At 65.0% G+C, this 20,760-nt stretch carries 14 protein-coding genes and 3 pseudogenes; 8 read left to right on the top strand and 9 right to left on the bottom strand.

Annotated features, from left to right (window positions below):
* Positions 1-72: 72 nt before the first annotated feature.
* Positions 73-1,032, top strand: coding sequence for an AraC family transcriptional regulator ligand-binding domain-containing protein (locus HFP48_RS28980; protein ID WP_168580819.1), 960 nt, complete (start codon positions 73-75; stop codon positions 1,030-1,032).
* 526 nt (positions 1,033-1,558) lie between these two features.
* On the opposite strand, the gene HFP48_RS28975 is transcribed toward HFP48_RS28980, so the two are convergent.
* From HFP48_RS28975 to HFP48_RS28950, 6 genes are all read right to left on the bottom strand, one after another.
* Positions 1,559-2,317: a glucose 1-dehydrogenase gene (locus HFP48_RS28975; RefSeq protein WP_168580818.1), complete on the bottom strand. Its 759-nt coding sequence runs from the start codon at positions 2,315-2,317 to the stop codon at positions 1,559-1,561.
* Positions 2,318-2,444: 127 nt separating this feature from the next.
* Positions 2,445-2,891: a nuclear transport factor 2 family protein gene (locus tag HFP48_RS28970; RefSeq protein WP_168580817.1), complete on the bottom strand. Its 447-nt coding sequence runs from the start codon at positions 2,889-2,891 to the stop codon at positions 2,445-2,447.
* Between the two features lie 170 nt (positions 2,892-3,061).
* Positions 3,062-4,642 (bottom strand): NAD(P)/FAD-dependent oxidoreductase, encoded by a 1,581-nt coding sequence (locus tag HFP48_RS28965; protein WP_168580816.1) that lies wholly within the window; start codon positions 4,640-4,642, stop codon positions 3,062-3,064.
* Complete coding sequence (locus HFP48_RS28960) at positions 4,635-5,594, bottom strand: alpha/beta hydrolase (RefSeq protein WP_168580815.1); 960 nt, start codon at positions 5,592-5,594, stop codon at positions 4,635-4,637. Before HFP48_RS28960 ends, HFP48_RS28965 begins: the two co-directional genes overlap by 8 nt.
* Before the next feature lie 75 nt (positions 5,595-5,669).
* Complete coding sequence (locus HFP48_RS28955; RefSeq protein ID WP_168580814.1) at positions 5,670-7,088, bottom strand: aldehyde dehydrogenase family protein; 1,419 nt, start codon at positions 7,086-7,088, stop codon at positions 5,670-5,672.
* Between the two features lie 45 nt (positions 7,089-7,133).
* Positions 7,134-8,261, bottom strand: a complete 1,128-nt coding sequence (locus HFP48_RS28950; RefSeq protein WP_168580813.1) for an NDMA-dependent alcohol dehydrogenase — start codon at positions 8,259-8,261, stop codon at positions 7,134-7,136.
* Between the two features lie 886 nt (positions 8,262-9,147).
* Between HFP48_RS28950 and HFP48_RS28940 the strand changes: the two are divergent.
* A pseudogene (locus HFP48_RS28940) lies at positions 9,148-9,966 on the top strand (IS5 family transposase).
* A gap of 286 nt (positions 9,967-10,252) precedes the next feature.
* Here the strand turns inward: HFP48_RS28940 and HFP48_RS28935 are convergent.
* Complete coding sequence (locus HFP48_RS28935) at positions 10,253-10,873, bottom strand: TetR/AcrR family transcriptional regulator (protein WP_246872613.1); 621 nt, start codon at positions 10,871-10,873, stop codon at positions 10,253-10,255.
* Positions 10,874-11,259: 386 nt separating this feature from the next.
* On the opposite strand from HFP48_RS28935, the gene HFP48_RS28930 reads away from it, so the two are divergent.
* The 3 genes from HFP48_RS28930 (at position 11,260) to pntB (ending at position 15,421) form a co-directional block, all read left to right on the top strand.
* The gene (locus HFP48_RS28930; RefSeq protein ID WP_168580810.1) at positions 11,260-12,081 is read left to right on the top strand and encodes a mycofactocin-coupled SDR family oxidoreductase; all 822 of its coding nucleotides are present in this window, start codon (positions 11,260-11,262) and stop codon (positions 12,079-12,081) included.
* Between the two features lie 368 nt (positions 12,082-12,449).
* Positions 12,450-13,997, top strand: coding sequence for a Re/Si-specific NAD(P)(+) transhydrogenase subunit alpha (locus tag HFP48_RS28925; protein ID WP_168581137.1), 1,548 nt, complete (start codon positions 12,450-12,452; stop codon positions 13,995-13,997).
* Positions 13,998-14,005: 8 nt separating this feature from the next.
* A complete protein-coding gene (gene pntB, locus HFP48_RS28920; protein ID WP_168580809.1) occupies positions 14,006-15,421 on the top strand; it encodes a Re/Si-specific NAD(P)(+) transhydrogenase subunit beta in 1,416 nt (471 codons plus the stop codon).
* 119 nt (positions 15,422-15,540) lie between these two features.
* On the opposite strand, the pseudogene HFP48_RS28915 reads toward pntB, so the two are convergent.
* Together HFP48_RS28915 and HFP48_RS28910 are read right to left on the bottom strand one after the other, a co-directional pair.
* Positions 15,541-16,734 (bottom strand): annotated as a pseudogene (locus HFP48_RS28915) (IS110 family transposase).
* Between the two features lie 203 nt (positions 16,735-16,937).
* Positions 16,938-17,611 (bottom strand): annotated as a pseudogene (locus tag HFP48_RS28910) (transposase); the annotation flags it as partial.
* 228 nt (positions 17,612-17,839) lie between these two features.
* Between HFP48_RS28910 and HFP48_RS28905 the strand changes: the two are divergent.
* The 3 genes from HFP48_RS28905 to HFP48_RS28895 all read left to right on the top strand — a co-directional run bounded on the left by HFP48_RS28905 (position 17,840) and on the right by HFP48_RS28895 (position 20,732).
* Positions 17,840-19,066, top strand: a complete 1,227-nt coding sequence (locus HFP48_RS28905) for an acetyl-CoA C-acetyltransferase (protein WP_168580808.1) — start codon at positions 17,840-17,842, stop codon at positions 19,064-19,066.
* Positions 19,066-19,803: an SDR family NAD(P)-dependent oxidoreductase gene (locus HFP48_RS28900; RefSeq protein WP_168580807.1), complete on the top strand. Its 738-nt coding sequence runs from the start codon at positions 19,066-19,068 to the stop codon at positions 19,801-19,803. The genes HFP48_RS28905 and HFP48_RS28900 overlap by 1 nt, the downstream gene beginning before the upstream one ends.
* 158 nt (positions 19,804-19,961) lie before the next feature.
* Positions 19,962-20,732 (top strand): glucose 1-dehydrogenase, encoded by a 771-nt coding sequence (locus HFP48_RS28895; protein ID WP_168580806.1) that lies wholly within the window; start codon positions 19,962-19,964, stop codon positions 20,730-20,732.
* Positions 20,733-20,760 lie beyond the last annotated feature (28 nt).

Below are 20,760 nucleotides of genomic sequence, written 5' to 3'. Positions count from 1 at the left end.
AGACGCCCGGGTGCGTTCGCTGTGTCGAGGAGCCACTGGGACCACCCGAGAACAGCCCGGGGTGTTCGCATCATGGCCGACCACGCTGTCGAGCGCGGCTACTCCCGCGAAGCGGTGTTGGTATCGACGGGCCTCTCCCCAGAAGATCTTGACAGCTCCGCGACCCTCGTCGATGCCAGGCAGGAGATCACGGCCACGCGGAACTTTCTCGCCTTGATGAAGAACCGTCCCGGACTCGGACTGGAAGTGGGTCGAAAGTTCCATCTCACGACGTACGGACAGTTCGGTTTTGCTCTGTTGAGCAGCCCTCGTACGGTCGACATGACGCGGACCGCGCTGCGACTGATGGGGTTGACATTCGCATACTCGACGGTGACCGCGGAGATCACGCCGGACGGTCGGTACGTGACCCGGTTCAGTGGACACGGCGTACCGGAGGATGTGCGCCGATTCTTGATCGAACGCGACCTGGCCGCCACGATCACCACGCACGGCGAGTTGTTCGCGGGGGACTCCACTGCCGTGCCGCTACTCTCAGTCCGGTCAGAATTCACCGGCGCGGCCGGCGATCCCCTCTTCGGAGCCCCGGTCGAGTTCGGCGCCCCCGAGACCGCGATCGTGTTCGAGCAGGAGTACCTGACGCAGGCGCTGCCGCAAGCGTGTCCGGAAACCGCGCGGGAGTGCATCGCATACTGCGAACGGATTCTCAACGAGCGGTTGAATCGGCGCGGTGTCGCGGCGACTGTACGCGCCAGGCTGCTGCGGCTCGGTGGGCACGAGGACGGTATCGCCGGCGCAGCACGCGCGCTTCACATGACCGAGCGCACCCTCCGTCGGAGATTGACTGCGGAGGGAACCAGTTATCGGCGAATCGTCGACGACGTACGCGCCTCGGTCGCAAGAGAACTGCTGGAGGTCGACCAACTGACCGCAACCGAGACGGCATACCGACTCGGTTTCAGTGATCTCCCGAGCTTCCTGCGTGCGCAACGCCGCTGGGCGGAAACGGTCCCGGGATTTCGTCGCGACTGAATCGAATCCGAGGCGGATTCGACGGAGGTTGCGGGCGCTGGTGTCTTCGGCGACTGGCGACCAGGCTTCGGTTGCCCAGGGCCGCCAACCGCGGCGCCTGGGTCACCGAGGTCACCGACCTGCCGACGTCAACGCTCATAGTCGGGTGCGGAGCCGACTTCGAGCTCTGGGCTGCGCGACGAGTCGGGTGTCTGTGCGCAGCATGCAGAACTCGTCGAAGGAGACTTGTGCTTGCTCGACGGTCAATTCGTCGGACGAAGTTCGCCACCAGCGTTGCGCGGCAAAGTGGTTGGCTTTCTCGACCAAGCCCTTGCGGTTGCCGCCCGGCCTCCACGGCGAAGCCACCCTCTCACCGGCGCGGAACGCCTCGAACAAGTTCGGACAGGGAAGAGCGGCGAGGCTGCCGGTGATTCTCTTTCACTGCGTGGTTGGCCGTACACACCGAAGATCTTGCCGATGGGCACCTGCTTCACGCCGCCTCGCCGAATCAAACCCCACCACTCCAGGGACGTATCTGCACTGACGCTCAGACTGCGGTGTAGCCGCCGTCAACGCGCACATACGAGCCGGTCATGAAACTGGCTTTGTCGGAGAGGAGGAACGTGGTCACGTTAGCGATCTCCTCCGGCTGTCCCAGGCGGCCGAGCGGATGCTTCGCTTTGATCGCAGTGACAACTTCCTCCGGCGCGGGGACCATCATCGGTGTGTTGATGTAACCGGGCCCGATCGCATTGACGCGCAGCCCCTGAGCTCCGTATTCAGCCGCAGCATTCCTGGTCAGACCCACCACACCATGCTTGGCCGCAGTATATGCCGCGTAGCCAGGGGCGGCGACGGCGCCATGGACCGAGGCTATGTTCACAATGGCGCCTTCCGCGGCGCCCGAAGCAAGAATAGCCGGGATCTGGTAGCGCATTCCGTAGAGGACTCCGCTCAGATTGATGCCAATGACCCGGTCCCAGTCCTCAAGGTCAAGGTCTCCAACCGGAACGTCGGCACCGACGACTCCAGCATTATTGACGGCATAGTTGAGGGCACCGTAGGTCGCGACCGCAAGTTCGACAGCCTTCTTGCCGTCCTCGGCGACGGCCGCGTCGCCCGAGAACTGAACTGCGATACCGCCTGCGGCCGTAATGTCGTTCACGACACGCGTGGCTTCATCGATGTTGAGGTCGAAGACGACGACGTTGGCACCGTTCTTCGCGAGGTCTTTGCTGATAGCTTCCCCCAGTCCTGACCCTCCGCCAGTGACGAGCGCGGTCTTGCCTTCAAAGTTGTTGCTCACAAATTCCTCCTCCGAAGCGGGATCGATTTAGCGAAGTTGCGTAGGGCGTGCCGTCGGCTTCTCTGCGAGGCACTTCCATCCAGCCGAGCTACTCACATCCGACCACGGACGTCGCAGCCCCCAGGCCTCACTCTAAGAGTTCTCCCATTCCGGCTGCGGCGATGGCGTCGCGGTCGCCAGTCACCCAGACATTCTTGAGAAGGCGATCGCGGATTCGCCAACCGTCGGGCGTGCGAATCAGGGAATCCTCGTAGAAGCCGCCCATCACGAACAGCGGGTCGGAAAGCTGCTGACGCCATACGTGAGTGGCGATGTAGTAAGAGTGCATCGATGCTTCGTCGCCCGACACCTCGACGTGGAACTGCGTAGTGACGTGCTGGGTGCCGGAGAACAACTCGGTCAGGAATTGCAGCGTCTGATCCAAAACAGCCTGGGTTCGAAGCTTCGGCAGCCCGAAGGCCGCGTCGGCGGTGAAGCACGACATGAATCCTTCCTGATCCCGGGTGTCGATACTGCGTGCATAGCGCATTCCCACCTCGATGATCGCGCGCTCATCGGTCATGACCTCGGCCATTTGCTGCTCCTTTAGTTGCTGGTTTCTGGTGAAAATCAACGCGGGAAGGTCTCAGGGGCAGGGCATTTCCGGGCCGCCGTCCACGACGGCGACACAAACCGGAACACCCGACTCGGCCCTGTCACCCCGGACGATCAGGAAGCCATCCGAGGTGACAGGGCCGAGGCGGGTCAGACCATCTCGAAGCCGTGGTAGTGCGCCACCTCGACGCCGTCGCCGATTTGCTTGTAGGTGCCGACGCCACCGACGAAAGGCATGAAAACCCGTTGCTTGCCCGGGATGTTAGCGCCCATGTACCACGACGCGGCCTGCGGCATGAGGGTCAGGTCCGCGAGGTCGTTGGTGGTGTTCACCCAGTTGTCCTCGACGTCGGCCTCGGCCTGGATACGCCTCAATCCGTGCTTGCGCATGTGCTCCATGGCGCGGGCAATCCAGTCGACGTGGTACTCGATGGACGTCAGCATGTTGGACAGAACCGATGGACTCTGCGGACCGGTGATGAAGAAGAGGTTCGGGAAATCCGCCGACATCAGACCGAGGTAGGTGCGCGGGCCGTGAGCCCACTTGTCTCGCAGAGACTTCTCGCCGTTGCGGATGTCGATCGAGTTGAGCGCACCGGTCATTGCATCGAATCCGGTTGCCAGGATGATGACATCGAACTCATGCTCGGTGTCGCCAGCGACGATCCCGCGCTCGGTGATACGGCGGATCGGGCGCTCCCGGATATCGACCAGCGACACATTGTCCTGGTTGTACACCTCGTAATAACCGGTATCCACACACAGCCGCTTGGTCGCGACCGGGTAGTGGGGTAACAGCTTCTCGACCAGATCGGGGTCGGTGACCTTCTCCCGGATCTGCCGACGGATGTAGTCCGCAGCGACCTCGTTGGCCTGAGCGTCGGTCACGATGTCTTTGAAGCTGTTCTGGAAACACAGGCCACCGTTGGCCCAGCGCCGATCGAGTTCGCGCTCGACCTCCGCAGGGTCGGTCTCCACCAGCAGGCGCTTGCCATCGTCGCACTGGAGTCCGCCGAGGGTCATCCGGCTGCTCTCCCGAATCTCGCGATAGCGGGTCTTCGCGTCGGCCAGACGCTCGGCGTTCGGTCCGTTGTGCGCCGGCACCGCAAATACCGGCGTGCGCTGGAACACGGTCAGCTCACCGACGACCGGTGCGATCGCGGTGATCGTCTGTACACCCGACGAGCCGGTGCCGATCACCGCGACCTTCTTGCCGGCCAATTCGACACCGTCGTGCGGCCAGCTAGAAGTCGAGTACAGCTCGCCGCGGAAATCATCCGCCCCGTCGAAGACGGGTTGAGTGGGTACCGAAAGGCACCCGGTCGCCGCGATGACATGACGCGCGGTGCGCGATGCGCCGTCGTCGGTCAGCACCGTCCACTGGCCCGCCTCGTCGTCCCATTCCATCCTGTCGACGCGTGTGTTGAAAGTGATGTCCTTGCGCAGGTCGTAGCGCTGCGCCACGTGCTGCACATAGGAGAGGATCTCCGGCTGCGCGGCGTACCGTTCGCTCCAGTTCCATTCCTGTTCGAGATCCGGGTCGAAAGAGTACGAGTATTCGATCGACGGGACGTCGCAGCGTGCCCCCGGGTAGCGGTTCCAGTACCAGGTGCCGCCGACGTCTCCGCCGGCTTCGATGACACGGGCGTCGTAGCCGAGCTCGCGCAGTCGATAGAGTTGATACAGGCCGGCGAAGCCGGCACCGATGATGATGACGTCATGGTCAGGCATTGATCAGACTCTCCCCACCCAGCGAAGCGATGTGACTGTTCAAGTGTTCGGCAACGAGCCGCAGGCCTTGTTCGGCTCCGGGCAGGATGTTGACCATCTGGAAGAATGCATGCATCTGCCCCTCGGCCTCGTCGAGCGTCACCGGCACCCCGGCGGATTCCAACGCTTTCGCGTAGGCGATGCCCTCGTCGTGCAAGGGGTCGTACTCGGCGACGTACACCAGCGCCGGCGGCAGCCCTGCGAGACTCTCGGCGCGCAGTGGGGACGCATCGGGGTGCTTGCGTGCCTCCGGATCGGCGAGATAGTGGTCCCAAAACCAGATCATGGTGTCTCTGCTGAGCATCAGTTGGTTTTCTTCGGCAAGGTAAGAATCCGTGTTCAGGTCGCAGTCGGTCACCGGGTAGACGAGGACCTGGTAGTCGATCCGCGGCCCGGCCTTGTCACGGGCCCACTGCGTCATGACGGCGGCGATATTGCCCCCGGCACTGTCGCCGGCGACTATCAGCGGAACCCCCTCCGGTGCGAGCTCGCCCGCGTGATCGTTGACCCAGGAGAGTCCGACGTAGCTGTCCTCGATGGCCGTGGGAAAGGGGTGTTCGGGTGCTTTCCGGTAGTTGACGAGCACCACCGTCGACTGCGTCGCGTTCACCAGCGAGCGGGCCACATTGTCGTATTGCAGGTCGATGTCGCCGAGAACCCAGCCGCCGCCGTGGAAGTACACGATGATCGCTTGCGACGGGGCCTCGGGTCGGAGCACACGGACTCGGAACTTTCCGCCATTGCCCTCCAGCTTGAGATTGCGGACGCTGCCGACCTCCGGGCCCGGGCCGCTCAAACCGGCCATGATCGGTCCGGTCATGCGGGCGATTGCGGGTGTCGACTCGTGGATTGCAGGTGCTCCGTCCTCGGCCATCTGGGCCAACATGGCTTGGGATACTGGTTCTAGAGGCATGGGAATCGTTCTCCTCGTGATAGTGATCTTGCTGGGCGGCGGTCGCCGGTTGGCTCCGGCGACCACCGCCGGTGGTCAGCCTTGAAGCGCTTTGACCTCGAGGAACTCCTGAAGACCGAAACGGCCCGCCTGTCGACCAACGCCTGACTGCTTGTAGCCGCCGAACGGCGCATTCGGGTCGAAAGCGCCCCCGTTTATCGAGACCTGGCCCGCCTTGATGCGACGGGCGAACGCATGCGCATGTGCGGGATCGCCCGACCACACCGCCCCGGCGAGACCGTACACGGAATCGTTGGCGATCCGCGCCGCATCTTCTTCGTCGTCGTAGGGTTCGATCACGAGCACCGGCCCGAAGATCTCCTCCTGATGGATCACCATGGAGGTGTCGACGTCCGCGAAGACCGTGGGCTCTACGTACGCTCCCTGGTCTTCCTGCGGACGGCCGGTGCCGCCGCCGGTGACCACGCGTGCGCCCTCGGCTTTCCCACGTTCGATGTAGTCCAGGACTCGTTGCTGTTGTGCCGCCGAGACGAGGGGACCCAGGACGGTGTTGTCGTCGGAAGGGTCGCCGACTGTGTAGTTGGCCAGCGTCTCCGTCACGATCGACTCGACCTCGGCCTGCTTGTCCCGTGGCACGACCAGACGGGTCAGTGCCGAACAGGTCTGGCCTGAGTTCATCATCGCGCCCTGCACCGCGACCGGGATGGCCGCCGACAGGTCGGCATCCTCCAACACCACGGTGGGGCTCTTGCCGCCGAGTTCCAGCGTGACGCGTTTGACCGTGCGTGCGGCGAGTTCGGCGACCCGCTGGCCTGCCCTGGTGGATCCGGTGAAGGTGATCAGCCCGATCTCGGGGTGTGCGGCGATGGCCTCACCGACGACCGGACCGGTGCCGAACACCACGTTCAACACGCCGGGGGGCACCCCCACGGACTCGAAGATCTCGACGAGCGAGATGGTGCTCAGCGGGGCGACCTCGCTGGGCTTGAGCACGACTGTGTTGCCCGCCGCGAGCGCGTAGGCGACCTTCTCGGCCACCATGAACAGCGGGTAGTTCCACGGCGTGATGGCACCGACCACACCGAAGGGCTCGTGCACGATGGTCGAGTTCCCTTCGGGGTACTCGAAGTCGAACTCGGCAGCGGTTTCGGCTGCGTGGCTGAAGCTGTTGATCGCCAGCGGTACCTGTACTGCGCGGGCGAATCCGATCGGTGCCCCGATCTCGCTGCTCAACAGGCCGGCGATGTCCTCGAGTCGCTCCGTGATTCCCTCGGCGATACCCGACAGGAACTTGGCACGATCCTCAACGGAGGTCTGGGACCAGGCTGGTGCGGCGGCGGCGGCGGCATCGACCGCCGCATCGACGTCGGCCCTCGTCCCGGCGACGACCTTGGTGATCTCTTCCCCGGTGGCCGGGTTGACCACGGGGATGTACTCGGTGCTCGTCGAGGGTCGCCAGGCACCGCCGATGTAATGCGTGTCGTGCACGTTCATGTCAGGGAACTCATTTCGTCAAGAGTGGGACGGTGGACGGTGCGCTCAGTAGTCCGCTTCCGTGTAGCGGATGACTCCGCGCAGGTTCTTGCCGTCGCGCATGTCCTGCCATCCCTGGTTGATGTCCTCGAGCCGGTAGGGCGTGACCAGTTCCTCGAGCTTGAGGTTGCCGACGCGGTACTGCTCAAGGAGGCTGGGAATCTGGGTTCGCGGGCTGACGCCACCGAAGATCGCGCCCTGGACGCGCTTCTGCAGCAAGGTCAGCTCGAAGAGATTGAGATTGACTTCGTTGGTGGCGTGGTGGGCGACCGCGGTCACCACGACCTGGCCGCCCTTCGCGGTGAGCGAGAGTGCCTCCTGGATGTGGTGGCCCTCGACCTCCCCGACGGTCAGCACGACGAGCTCGGCCAGACGACCCCAGGTGAGGTCCGGCAGTGCTGCCTGCGCATCTGCCATCGAGTCGAAGACGTGTGTCGCGCCGAACTCCAGCGCCTTCTTCTGCTTGAACGCCACCGGATCGACGGCAACCACGTAGCGCGCCCCCGCCGCGGCGGCGCCCTGGACTGCGTTGATCCCGACTCCACCGATGCCCACGACGACGACCGTGTCGCCGGGTCGGGTTCTTCCGATCGCGGTGGCCGACCCCCAACCGGTCGAGACACCGCAGCCGAGGAGCGCCGCTGCCTCGAGAGGAATGTCCTTCTCGATCTTGACAACCGATGCCTGATTGACGGTGACGTACGGGGCGAATGTGCCGAGCAGGCACATCTGCAGCAACGGCTTGCCGTCGGGTGTCTTGGCGCGGAATGAGCCATCGGCGATGGATCGACCGGTCATCAAGCCGGCACCCTCGTCGCATAGATTCTGAAGACCTGAGGCACACGGGCGGCAGGTTCCGCACGCCGGGGTGAAGGCCAGGACGACGTGGTCGCCCTCCTCGATGCCGCGCACGCCGGGACCGACTTTGGTGACAACGCCCGCGCCCTCGTGGCCACCGAGCAGCGGCAGGAAAGGAACCGGGCTCGCGCCGGTGGCCATGTGCTCATCGGAGTGGCACAGTCCGGAGGCCGCGAGGCGGACCTGCACTTCTCCGACGATCGGATCACCCAGCTCGATCTCTTGGATCTCCCACTCGGCACCGATTTCGGGCAGGATTGCGGCTTTGGTCAGCATGAATGTTTTATCCGATCCGTTGGTCGAGAATACGATTGGGACGCTTGCGGTCCGGCGACACAGGTGACAGAAGAGCTAGGAGCGAACGTTCACACGGGGCTACCTCCTGTGTGACCCAGGCCGCCCTGGTCACCGTGTGTGACGAACATTACGTCGTGGTGGGGACGGCGGGAATGACCGAAGCGGACAGGATGTTGTCTCTTCTGGCCACGCTGCGCCGAAGTCTCACTCAGGGGCGAGAGACCGCGCGCAGCCATGGTTCGACGACGTTCAGGCAGCGCCCTGCTCAAGACGTCGAGTCGCCGATACGCCGACCGGCACGGGCAGATATACGACGGCACTCCGCATGCCGCCCCGCCCATGTGGGCGGCGCCGCAGTGCGGAGTGCCGATGTCTTACAGACTATTCGGGCTCGAACGTCGCCAGCACTGTGTCGCCGTCGATGCCATCGAATCTCACCTTCAATTTGAGTCCCGGTATCAGCTCGACATCGTCGACATTGACAAGTCGAGAGACCACGCGGGGGCCCTCCTCGAGTTGGACGAGTCCGACCACGGATGGTACGTCTTCCGCGAGAATGGGGAGCGGAGGCCGACACCGAGGCCAGCACAGCGGAGGCCGGGTGCTGGTCTCGGTGTTGCGAGATATCGTTATGGGACGATGACTGCCCTGCCGGGAACGAGTCCGTTTGCCAGTCGGGTAAAGACATCGTTGATGGCAGACAGTGGAAACTTCTCGACATTTGAGATGAGTCTGCCGCGTTGGGCGAGCGCCAACACTTCTTCGAGCTCATTGCGGGTGCCCCAGTTGCTGGCTGTCAACGATGCGTCCTGAGGAATGCCCATAAGAGCGTGTCTTGTATGGGTCGGATCCTGTGTGCGGCATGATGCATGGCGTGGTCGATGCGTTGTCTACTCGGTTGGTGCCGGATGCGTTGTGGGAGATCGTCGAACCGCTGCTGCCTCGGTTCTCGCCGAGGCCGCAGGGCGGCGGCCGGGCGGCGCTCGATGATCGGGCGGTGTTCACCGCCGTCGTCTACCGTGCTCACCAGTGGCTGCGCCTGGCGGCACCTGCCACCGTCGTTCGGGGTCAGCGTCCCGACCGCGCACCGCCGCTTCGCGGCCTGGGTAAAGGCCGGGGTGTTCGACGAGCTGCACCGCCAAGTCCTCGACCGACTCGGCGCCGGCGGGGACCTGGACTGGTCCGCGGCGATCCTGGACGCCGCGCACGTCCGGGCGAAAAGGGGGGCTCTCTGACCGGTCCCAGTCCGGTCGACCGGGGCAAGAACGGCTCGAAGATCCACGTCCTCACCGACGCCGACGGGATCCCACTCGTCACCGCGGTGACCTCGGCGAACACCCATGACAGCGTCATGCTGCAGCCCATGGTGGCCGCGATCCCGGCGGTCCGGTCGCGTCGTGGTCCGTGGCGCCGGCGACCCGACCGGTTGCGGGCGGACAAGGGCTACGACTACCCCGTGCACCGTCGGTGGCTGCGTCAGCGGGGCATCGTCCCGCGGATCGCTCGCCGTGGCGTCGACAGCAGCGAGCGTCTCGGGCGGTACCGGTGGAAGATCGAACGCACCCTGGCGTGGCTGAGCGGCTACCGCCGGCTGACGATCCGCTACGAACGTCACGGCGAGCACTTCGCCGGATTTCTCCAACTCGCCGCCGCGCTGACGTGCTGGAAGAAGCTTCCCAAATGAGACATACTCTAAGTATGGCTTCACCGAAGCCCGAAACATTGTCCGATAGTGTGACAGACCGGAACACTGGCGGCGCGCGGCGTAGCGTTACAAGACATTCGAGCTAGCTAGCCGAGTTTATTTCCGCACCCGCCCTGGCCTGTCCGTCGAGCAGGTTGATAGCAAGTCGGCGGCGAGTTTGGCTCCTCGTCTCTTGGCGATGCCCTTTTCGCTTCGACCTTTCATCGAGCATTGTGTTGAAGTCGTTGGGGGTCCACCCGTGTGCCGCGAACGGTTTCAGACCGTCTCAGTTAGATGAAGCTGAGTGCGATCCCAGCTGCAGGAGGCGAGCTGCAAGCCTGCACTGCAGTCGGCCGACCTCGTCGGGTGTATAGCGCCCGTCGGGCTGGTACCACCGGGCAACGTCGATGCCGAGTGAGATGACCGCGGCGCTGAGGCCCCGCAGGTCGATGTCGTCATCACCGGTGGTGGATACTGCGGCGACGACGCGACGGACCACATGCTCTGTCCGTCTGCGGATGTCCGCAATCTTCTCGGCCTGTACACCGGTCAGGGCGTTGAGCTGATACTGGACGACTCGGGCAACGGTGTGCCGCTCGGCGTGCCAGCGCGCGAAGACATAGACGAGCGTGTGGAAAGCATGGTCCGCGGGCTCGAGCGCGGCGGCCTTCTCCACGATCGTCAGAGCGCTCTCGTGACCTCGACGGCTGATCTCGTACAGCAACTCGTCCTTCGAGCCGAAATGCACGTACAGCGCGGCGGTGCTCAGTCCCGATCCGGCGGCGATGTGCTTGAGCGTGGTGGCATGGAAGCCGCGGTCGGCGAACGAGCGCACGGCGGACTCAACGACCAACTTCGCGGTCGGTGGTAGATCTCGCCACGGATCCTCCGCGGCAAGAATCTCCACTGCCGCGCCGACTGCGGCCTCCTGGTCATGACTGGTGATCATCCACCCGCTCCCCTCGTGCTGCGCTCCAAAGATCTCACCACTTGTGCTCACTGCGATCTTCCCCCTAGGGTGCTTACTAATCAATTAGTAACGCGATGAGGAATGTCGATGACCGAAGCAGTGATTCTCGCCGCCGCGCGATCCCGATCGGCCGGGCGCGTAAGGGCTCGCTCAGGGACATGCGTCCGGACGACCTTTCAGCGACGTCTTCGAAATTCGTGACCACAAGATCCACCGCTGCTTCATCTACTTCGACCCCGACTACGCCGGCGACGACACCCAGCGTTACCCCTGGCTGGCGTCGGCCGAAGTACAGAACCTCACCCACTGAAACGGAGCCGACGATGACCTCATCACTTCAGGGAAAAATAGCCTTCATCACTGGCGCGGCCCGCGGCCAAGGGCGCGAGCACGCAGTCACCCTTGCACGGCACGGGGCGAACATCATCGCCCTCGACATCTGCAAACCCGTCAGCACGATCCCTTACGACATGTCCACCAGTGACGACCTCGCGGAGACCGTTGCATTGGTTGAAGCCACCGGACAAAAGATCGTCGCCGCCGAGGCCGACGTGCGCGACTTCGATGCCGTGCAACGAGTCGTAGACAACGGCCTCGAACACTTCGGCCAGATCGACATCGTCCTGGCCAATGCCGGTGTGTACTCGTTCGGGCCGCTCGACAGCGTCGACATCGAGCTCCAGCGCTGGCGGGACATCATCGACATCAACCTCACCGGCACATTCCATACGCTGAAGGCTGCCATACCGTCCATGGTCGCGCGTGGCGCTGGCGGATCGATCGTGCTGACCAGCTCGACCGCCGGAATCAAGGGTCTACGCTCAATGGCCGACTACACCGCCACAAAACACGGCGTTGTCGGACTAATGCGTACTTTCGCCAACGAGTTGGCACCGCACAAAATTCGCGTCAACACCGTCCACCCCACCGGTGTCAGTACGCACATGGTAACCAACCCCCAGCTGGTCCAGTGGTACGCAGACAACCGGGACATGGCAAACAACGTTTCTGCGAATCTGCTCCCCGTCGATCTCGTCGACGCACACGACATCAGCGAAGCAGTCCTCTTCCTTGCCTCCGATGCCTCCCGCTACATCACCGGCCTCGAGATGAAGGTCGACGCGGGATTCACTGAGCGAGCCTAACTTTCAGGCCCGAAACCCTACTCGGAGACTTCTCATGCGTATCGCCAATATCGACAACCGGTCGGCCCTGATCATCGGGGACGCCGGTTCCGCGCGTGGCGCTCCGATTACCGCAGCGCCCAGCACTGGGACGCCGCGATCGCGGCCGCAGTCGAGGTTGGCACCGCATCTGTGTGGTCGAACCTGGTTCCTGCTCCATCCAGGCGACGAGCCGGTAACCAGGATCGATTAATGCCCAGGTCAACAATCTGTTGTCGCCCGACCGGTCTTGACCGGTGTCCGGGCGTGCATGCGCTGAGTAAGGAGTACAAATGAGCGCGAGTCCCCCGATACCCTCTTCCCCCACGCCAACTCCCGTCACCTCATCGATGCGGATCGGGGTGGTGGCGGAGACCGTGAAGGCCGAGACCCGAGTTGCGCTGACACCGGAGACCGTGCGCAAGGTCGTCGACCTCGGGTATGTGGTGACCGTGGAGTCCGGGGCGGGGGAGCGGGCCGGGTTCGCCGACACTGCCTATGCCGCGGCCGGGGCGGAGATCTCGGCGAGTCCCGTCTGGGATTCGGATGTCGTGGTGATGATCAACGCTCCGCAGCTGGATGAGATCCCGGCGTTGCGTGCCGGCAGCGTCGTGGTCGCGATGCTGGCCCCGGCGCTGGATCCGGATCGGGTGGAGGCGCTGGCCCGGCGGGGTGTGACGGCGCTGGCGATGGATGCGGTGCCTCGGATTTCACGAGCGCAGTCGATGGATGTGCTGAGCTCGATGGCGAACATCGCCGGCTATCGGGCGGTGGTGGAGGCGGCGCACGCCTTCGGTCGGTTTTTCACCGGGCAGGTCACCGCGGCGGGCAAGGTCCCGCCGGCGAAGGTGCTCGTCGCCGGTGCCGGTGTAGCCGGACTTTCGGCGATCGCCGCGGCGAACAGCCTCGGCGCCGTGGTGCGGGCCACCGACCCGCGGCCCGAGGTCGCCGATCAGGTCAGGTCGTTGGGCGGCGAGTACCTGGCCGTGGAGGTCGCTCAGGAGGCGAGCACCGACGGCTACGCGAAGGCGACGTCGCAGGAGTATGACCGGCGTGCGGCGGAGATTTATTCGGAGCAGGCCGCGGACGTGGACATCGTGATCACCACTGCCCTGATCCCGGGCCGTCCGGCCCCGAGGCTGCTCGACGCCGCGCAGGTCGCGTCGATGAAGCCGGGTAGCGTGATCGTGGACATGGCGGCCGCGCAGGGCGGCAACGTGGCGGGCACGGTGGCCGGTGAGGTCGTCGTGACCGACACCGGGGTCACGATCATCGGCTACACCGACCTGCCGGGCCGGCTGCCCACGCAGGCCTCGCAGTTGTACGGCACGAACGTGCTCAACCTGCTCAAGCTGCTCACCCCCGCCAAGGACGGGCAGCTGGTGCTCGATCTCGACGACGTGGTGCAGCGCGGGCTGACCGTCGCCCACCAGGGCCAGACGCTGTGGCCGCCGCCGCCGGTGTCGGTGAGCGCCGCCCCGGCCCCTGCCGCGCACGCCGCGGACACGAAGGTCGAACCGACACCGAAGAAACCCCGGTTACCGTTTGCCCGGGCCGCCGTGGGGATCGTCGGCGCGGTGGCGTTGTTTTTGGCCACCGCGTTCGCACCGGCCGAGCTCGCGGGGCACCTGACGGTCTTCGTCCTGGCCGTGGTGATCGGCTTCTACGTGATCGGGAACGTGCACCACGCCCTGCACACACCGCTGATGTCGGTGACCAACGCGATCTCGGGAATCATCGTCGTCGGTGCCATCCTGCAGATCGGCACCGGTGGCTCGGGCGGCAACGGAATGCTGGTCCCCGCGCTGGGTGCGGTCGCCGTCCTGCTGGCCGCAATCAACATCGTCGGTGGCTTCGCGGTGACCCGCCGCATGCTGTCGATGTTCTCGAGGAGCTGAGGTAGAAAATGAATGCTTCGTCGTGGACGACGGCGGCCTATCTCATCGCCGCCCTGCTGTTCGTGATCAGCCTCGCGGGGCTGTCCAAACACGAGACATCCCGCGCCGGTGTTCTTTTCGGCGTGATCGGCATGGGCATCGCCCTGATCGCGACCGTGGCGACGGCGCTCGAATCGGCGTCCGGTCTCGGGATCGTTTTGCTTGCGGTCACGGTGGTGATCGGCGGTGCCATCGGGTTGTGGCGGGCCCGAGTCGTCGAGATGACCGGCATGCCGGAGCTGATCGCCCTGATGCACAGCTTCGTCGGTCTCGCGGCGGTGCTCGTCGGCTGGAACGGCTTCCTCGAAGTCTCGAGTGGCCACACGGACCTGACCGGGGCGCTGCTCGGCATCCATCACGGCGAGGTCGTGGTCGGCGTGTTCATCGGCGCGGTGACATTCACCGGCTCGATCGTCGCCTACCTCAAGCTGTCGGCGAAGATCGCGTCGAAACCGCTGCAGCTGCCGGGCAAGAATGTGCTCAACCTCGGTGCGCTGGTGGCGTTCGCCGCGCTCACGGTGCTGTTCGTCATCACCCCTACATGGTGGCTGCTCGGCGTGGTGACGGTCCTGGCGTTGCTGCTGGGGGTTCACCTGGTGGCCTCGATCGGCGGCGGCGACATGCCGGTGGTCGTGTCGATGCTCAACAGCTACTCCGGCTGGGCCGCGGCGGCGTCGGGCTTCTTGTTGTCCAACGACCTGCTGATCATCACCGGTGCGCTCGTCGGTTCCTCGGGTGCGTTCCTGTCCTACGTGATGTGCAAAGCGATGAACCGCTCGTTCATCTCCGTCATCGCCGGTGGTTTCGGTGCACCCGCGTCGTCGGGCGGAGCGGAAGTGACCGGCGAACATCGGGAAATCGACGCAGCTGGTGTGGCCGAGTTGCTGGCCGCGGCCAGGTCGGTGGTCATCACCCCCGGGTACGGGATGGCCGTGGCGCAGGCGCAGTACCCGGTCGCGGAGTTGACCCGCCAGCTGCGCGAGCAGGGTGTCGGGGTGCGGTTCGGGGTGCACCCGGTGGCCGGTCGGCTGCCCGGGCACATGAACGTGCTGCTCGCCGAGGTGCAGGTGCCGTATGACATCGTTCTGGAGATGGACGAGATCAACGACGACCTCGCCGAGACGGATGTCGTGCTGGTCATCGGGGCCAATGACACCGTGAACCCGGCCGCCGCCGAGGACCCAGCCAGCCCGATCGCCGGGATGCCGGTGCTCCGTGTCTGGGAGTCCGCCGACGTCGTGGTGTTCAAGCGGTCCATGGCCACTGGTTACGCGGGCGTGCAGAACCCGCTGTTCTTCCGGGAGAACACCCAGATGCTCTTCGGTGACGCCAAGGACCGGGTGCAGGACATCCTCGCCGCGCTGAAAGGCCACGCACTCACCTGAGAGGAATCCCTGGGGTACGTCGAACCTGCCGGTCGGCGGATACGACGTGACAGATCGTCAGGCAGTGGCGGCACGGACCCGTGTCGCCACCCCGGCCGGGGGGTGTCCCTATGGTTTCGTCAAGCGGCGGCAGCAGCGGGGGTGCGGTAGAAGGTCTTGTTCTTGAGCATCGCGTAAAGGACATCGCAGCGACGGCGAGCGAGACAAATCAACGCGGCGCCCAAGCTTCTTGCCCTCAGCGCGTTTCCGGTCGTAGTAGGCGCGACTGGTCGGGTCGTGCAACGCAGCGAACGCGGACAGGAACAACACCCGTTTGAGTTTGCGATTGCCCGACCGGGCGGGGTGCTCACCACGGATCGACGAGCCGGAACGGTGAGTCACCGGCGCAATGCCGGCGTAGGCCGCCAGATGCGCCGCCGAAGCGAACGTCGAGCCGTCGCCGACCTCGAGCAGGATGCGAGCTGCAGTCCTGACGTCGATGCCGGGCATCGAGGTCAGGACCTTCGAAAGAGGGTGGTCATCGAGCATCCTCTCCACGTCGTCGGCAATACTTTTACGCTGTTGCAAAACCTCTTTCAACGAATCGGCCAGTTTCGGCAGGACGATCTCGGCGGCGTTGCTGCCCGGAACCGCCACCGTTTGTGCATCCAGGGCGGCAAGGATTTCCTCGGCGAGGCGGGTGCCCATTCGCGGGGCGTGCTTGGTCGCGAGTGCGGTGAGCCGGCGCTTGCCGGCCTTGCGGATGCCGACCGGTCCACCGCATCGCGACAGGATTTCGAGCACGGCTGGATGCGCGATCCTGGGGCCGAGAATGCGTTCGAGGGCGGGGTGGATTCCGGTGAGCAATCCGCGAATACGGTTGCTGATTCGGGTGGCCTCCCCGGCAAGGTCGTCGTCGAACCCGACGAGGACCCCGAGCTCGGCCAGGGCCTCGTCACCGACGTCGACCCGGCGCAGCGTGTGCGGCATGGTCCGGGCGGTGTCGGCGATGATGAACGCATCGCGGGCATCTGTCTTCGCCTGGCCGGGGTAGAGGTCGGCGACGCGGCGCATCGTCAGCCCCGGCAGGTAGGCCACGTCAGGCCACAGGCTCGGGCGACGGTGACCGGCAGGGCGCCGATCGTGTTCGGCTGATCGACGATCACCAGCACCGGGCCGTGTTCGGCCAGGCGACCGAACACGTCCCGCAGCTTCGCCTCGTCGTTGGGCAGGGCCTTGTCGAACAGTCGGGTTCCCGAGGTGCCGAGTGCGACGGCGTGGTGTTCACCTTTGCCCACGTCAACGCCGCAGAACACGGCGTAGGTCGGGTCCATGAAGCGTGCCTTTCGTTCCGCTCCGGACGGTCACCGATCCGACGTCGACACCCGGCACCCACGTTACGAAGAGACCTACCGCAAATCCGGTGGCCCTGTCCCTATCAGCGGTCCATCGACGCCACCAGGTTCGGCGACACCACCCCCCGGGACATTCGAGAGACAGGGGCAAGAAGTCATACCGAACTTGGCGACCAAGCCGCTTAGGGGAGCAGTGCCCGGTAGAGTTCCTTGTTTTCAGCATGGCGTAGAGAACATCGCAGCGGCGTCGGCGAGGCAGATCAGGGCCGCGTTGTGCTTCTTCTTCTCGTCCCTTTTCTTGTCGTAGTAGGCGCGACTGGTGGGGTCATGGAGGGCGGAGAATGCGGACAGGAACAGTGCGCGTTTGAGTTTCTTTCTTGTTCCCGGATCGGGCCGGGTGCTCGCCACGGATCGATGAGCCCGATTTACGGGTGACCGGTGCGATGCCGGCGTAGGCCGCCAGGTGCGCGGCGGAGCCGTCGCCGACCTCGATCAGGATCCGAGCTGCCGTCCTGACGTCGATGCCGGGCATCGAGGTCAGGACTGGGGAAAGAGGGTGGTCATCGAGGGCCCTCTCCACGTCCGCAGCGACCGTTTTGCATTGTAACAGAGTTACTTTCAGTGAATCAACGAGTTTGGGGAGAACGGTTTCGGCGGCCGTGGTGCCGGGCACCACCACGGTCTGCTCGTCGAGGGCGGCGAGGATCTCGTCGACAAGTCGGGTGCCCATGCGGGGCGCGTGCTTGACCGCGATCGCGGTGAGCTTGCGCCTGCCGGCCTTGCGGATTCCGGCCGGTCCACCGCAGCGGGACAGGAGCTCGAGGACCGCCGGATGGGCGATGCGGGGACCGAGGACCCACTGGCAATGCCGACTCGACCACCATTCGCGCGGTCAGCGGTAGATCTCGCCAGGGATCTTCCGCGGCAAGGATTTCCATTTCCGCGTCGACTGCGGCCTCCTGGTCTTGCGTGGTGATCATCGACCCGCTCTCCTCGTGTTCCGCTTTCAGAATCTCACTACTTGTGCTCACCGGAGTTGTGCCCCTATAGTGCTTACTAATCAGTTAGTAACCTGGGAGTGTGGATGACTGAAGCAGTGATTGTTGCCGCCGCGCGGTCCCCGATCGGCCGGGCGCGTAAGGGCTCGCTCAGGGACATGCGTCCGGACGAGCTGGCCGCGCAGATGGTGCGCGCAGCCCTCGATCAGGTGCCCGCGCTCGACCCGAGCGAGATCGACGACCTGATGCTCGGTTGCGGACTGCCCGGTGGCGAACAGGGTTACAACATGGGGCGGGTGGTGTCGGTGCTGCTCGGGCTGGATTCGGTGCCCGGCACGACCATCACCCGCTATTGTTCGTCGTCGGTGCAGACCACCCGCATGGCTCTGCATGCGATCAAGGCTGGCGAGGGCGACGTCTTCGTCTCGGCCGGCGTCGAGACGGTGTCCCGGTACGACAAAGGGAGCTCCGACGAGCTTCCCGGCACGCACAATCCGCTGTTCGCCGACGCCGAGGCCCGCACGGTCGCCACCGCCGAGTCCGGCACCGACGCCTGGACCGATCCCCGCGACGACGGGGCGCTGCCGGACGTCTACATCGCCATGGGCCAGACCGCGGAGAACCTTGCCCGCGCAAAGGGCGTGACTCGCGAGGAGATGGACCATTTCGGCGTGCGCTCGCAGAACCTTGCCGAGCGGGCCATCGCGGAGGGGTTCTACGCCCGTGAGATCAGCCCCGTCACCCTGCCGGACGGCACCGTCGTCAGCACCGACGACGGTCCCCGCGCCGGCGTCACCTACGAATCGGTGGCCCAGCTCAAGCCGGTGTTCCGGCCGGATGGCCTGGTCACCGCGGGCAACTGCTGTCCTCTCAACGATGGCGCTGCCGCCCTGATCATCATGTCCGACACGAAGGCGCGCGACCTGGGTCTGACCCCGCTGGCCCGCGTGATCTCCACCGGCGTCACCGGGCTGTCCCCGGAGATCATGGGTTACGGCCCGGTCGAGGCGTCGAAGCAGGCCCTGGCCCGTGCCGGCATGACGATCGACGACGTGGACCTGGTCGAGCTCAACGAGGCCTTCGCGGCGCAGGTCATCCCGTCGGCTCGTGACCTGGGCATCGACCCGTTCGGCGACAAGCTCAACGTGCACGGCGGCGCGATCGCCGTCGGGCACCCGTTCGGCATGACCGGCGCCCGCATCACCACCACCCTGCTCAACGGGCTGCGCGCCAGGGACAAGAGCATCGGTCTGGAGACCATGTGCGTCGGCGGCGGCCAAGGCATGGCAATCATCTACGAAAGGCTGTCCTGATGACCAACCTGACCTTCGACTTCACCGGTCGCACCGTCGTCGTGACCGGGGCGGGCCGCGGCGTCGGCAAGGCGATCGGTGAGAACTTCCGGGCCGCGGGCGCCACGGTCTACCTGGTGGACTTCGATGCGGACGCCGTCGAGCTGGCGGCCAAAGAGATCGGTGCGGTGGGACTGGCCGCCGATGTCGCGCAGACCGCCGAGGTCGAGGCGGTCGTCGAGCGGGTGATCTCCGACACCGGACGTCTCGACGTTCTGGTCAACAATGCGGGCATCCTCCGCGACGCAATGTTGTGGAAGATCAGCGATGACGATTACGAAGCCGTGATGGCCGTGCACGCCGGCGGCACCTTCCGGTTCACCCGCGCCGCGGTGCCGCATTTCCGCAGGCAGGGCGGCGGGCGAGTGATCAACGTCACCTCGTTCACCGGTCTCCATGGCAACCCTGGCCAGTCGAACTACGCCATGGCCAAGGCCGGCATCATCGGGTTCACCAAAACCGCGGCGAAGGAGCTGGCACGCTTCGGGGTCACGGTCAACGCGATCTCACCGAACGCCCAAACCCGGATGATCGAGTCGATTCCCGCGGACAAGCTCGCCCAGCTGACCGAGCAGATCCCGATGCAGCGCTTCGCCGCACCGTCGGAGATGGCCGCCGCGGTCGCGTTCCTCGCCTCCGACGAGGCTGCCTACATCACTGGCGTGGTCCTGCCCGTCGACGGCGGTATCTCCATCTGATCGGCAGGACCAATGACCAGCTACCTCCCCGGACGGTTCGACGCCGTCACCCAGGATGACCCCGGTGTCATCTCATCTCACGTGTGGCACGCGCCCTCGGACCCCGCGACCGGGTCGGGGGACATATCGGGCCGCGCCCTGCATGTCTGGAGCCCTCGATGAGCACCTTGTTTGACCTCAGTGGCCGGACGGCCGTGGTGACCGGCGGGAGCCGAGGAATCGGTTTGATGATTGCGCAAGGCCTGCTCGAGGCAGGTGCGTCTGTCGTCATCTCCTCCCGGAAGACGGAGGCGTGCGAGACGGCACGTGTGCAGCTGGCGAAGTTCGGGGAGGTGACAGCCATCCCGGCAGACCTGTCGCGCGAAGAGGAATGTCACCGACTCGCGGACGCGGTCCGAGCACGCCACGACGAGGTGCACATCCTCGTCAACAACGCCGGAGCCACGTGGGGTGCACCTATCGAGGACTTCCCCGCCACCGCCTGGGACAAAGTCCTGGACCTCAATCTGAAGTCCCCGTTCTTCCTGACCCAGGCGTTCCTGCCGGACCTCAGCAAGACTGCGACGACCCAGTCACCCAGCAGGATCATCAATATCGGCTCGGTGGACGGGCTCAGCGTGCCCTCGCTGCCGAACTACTCCTACGCGGCGAGCAAGGCCGGTCTCCACCACCTCACCCGTGTCCTCGCTGTCGAATTGGGACCCCGCAGCATCACCTGCAACACCATCGCGCCGGGACCCTTCTCCACGAAGATGATGGCCAAGACCCTCGAGGAACGCTCGGACGATTTCATCGCACAAACGCCCCTGGGACGACTCGGCGAACCCGACGACATCGCCGGGACCGTCGTCTACCTCAGTTCCCGCGCGGCCGGCTTCGTCACGGGCGCGTTACTCACCGTCGACGGCGGTCTGGCCCTCAATCGATGAGTACCTCACAACTATCCGCCAAGGGGAA

The organism is Rhodococcus sp. DMU1, assembly GCF_012272955.1.
Taxonomy (GTDB): Bacteria; Actinomycetota; Actinomycetes; order Mycobacteriales; family Mycobacteriaceae; genus Rhodococcus; species Rhodococcus aetherivorans.
The sequence above is the reverse complement of the archived record's forward strand: the minus strand, read 5'-3'. Positions and strand labels throughout refer to the sequence as shown.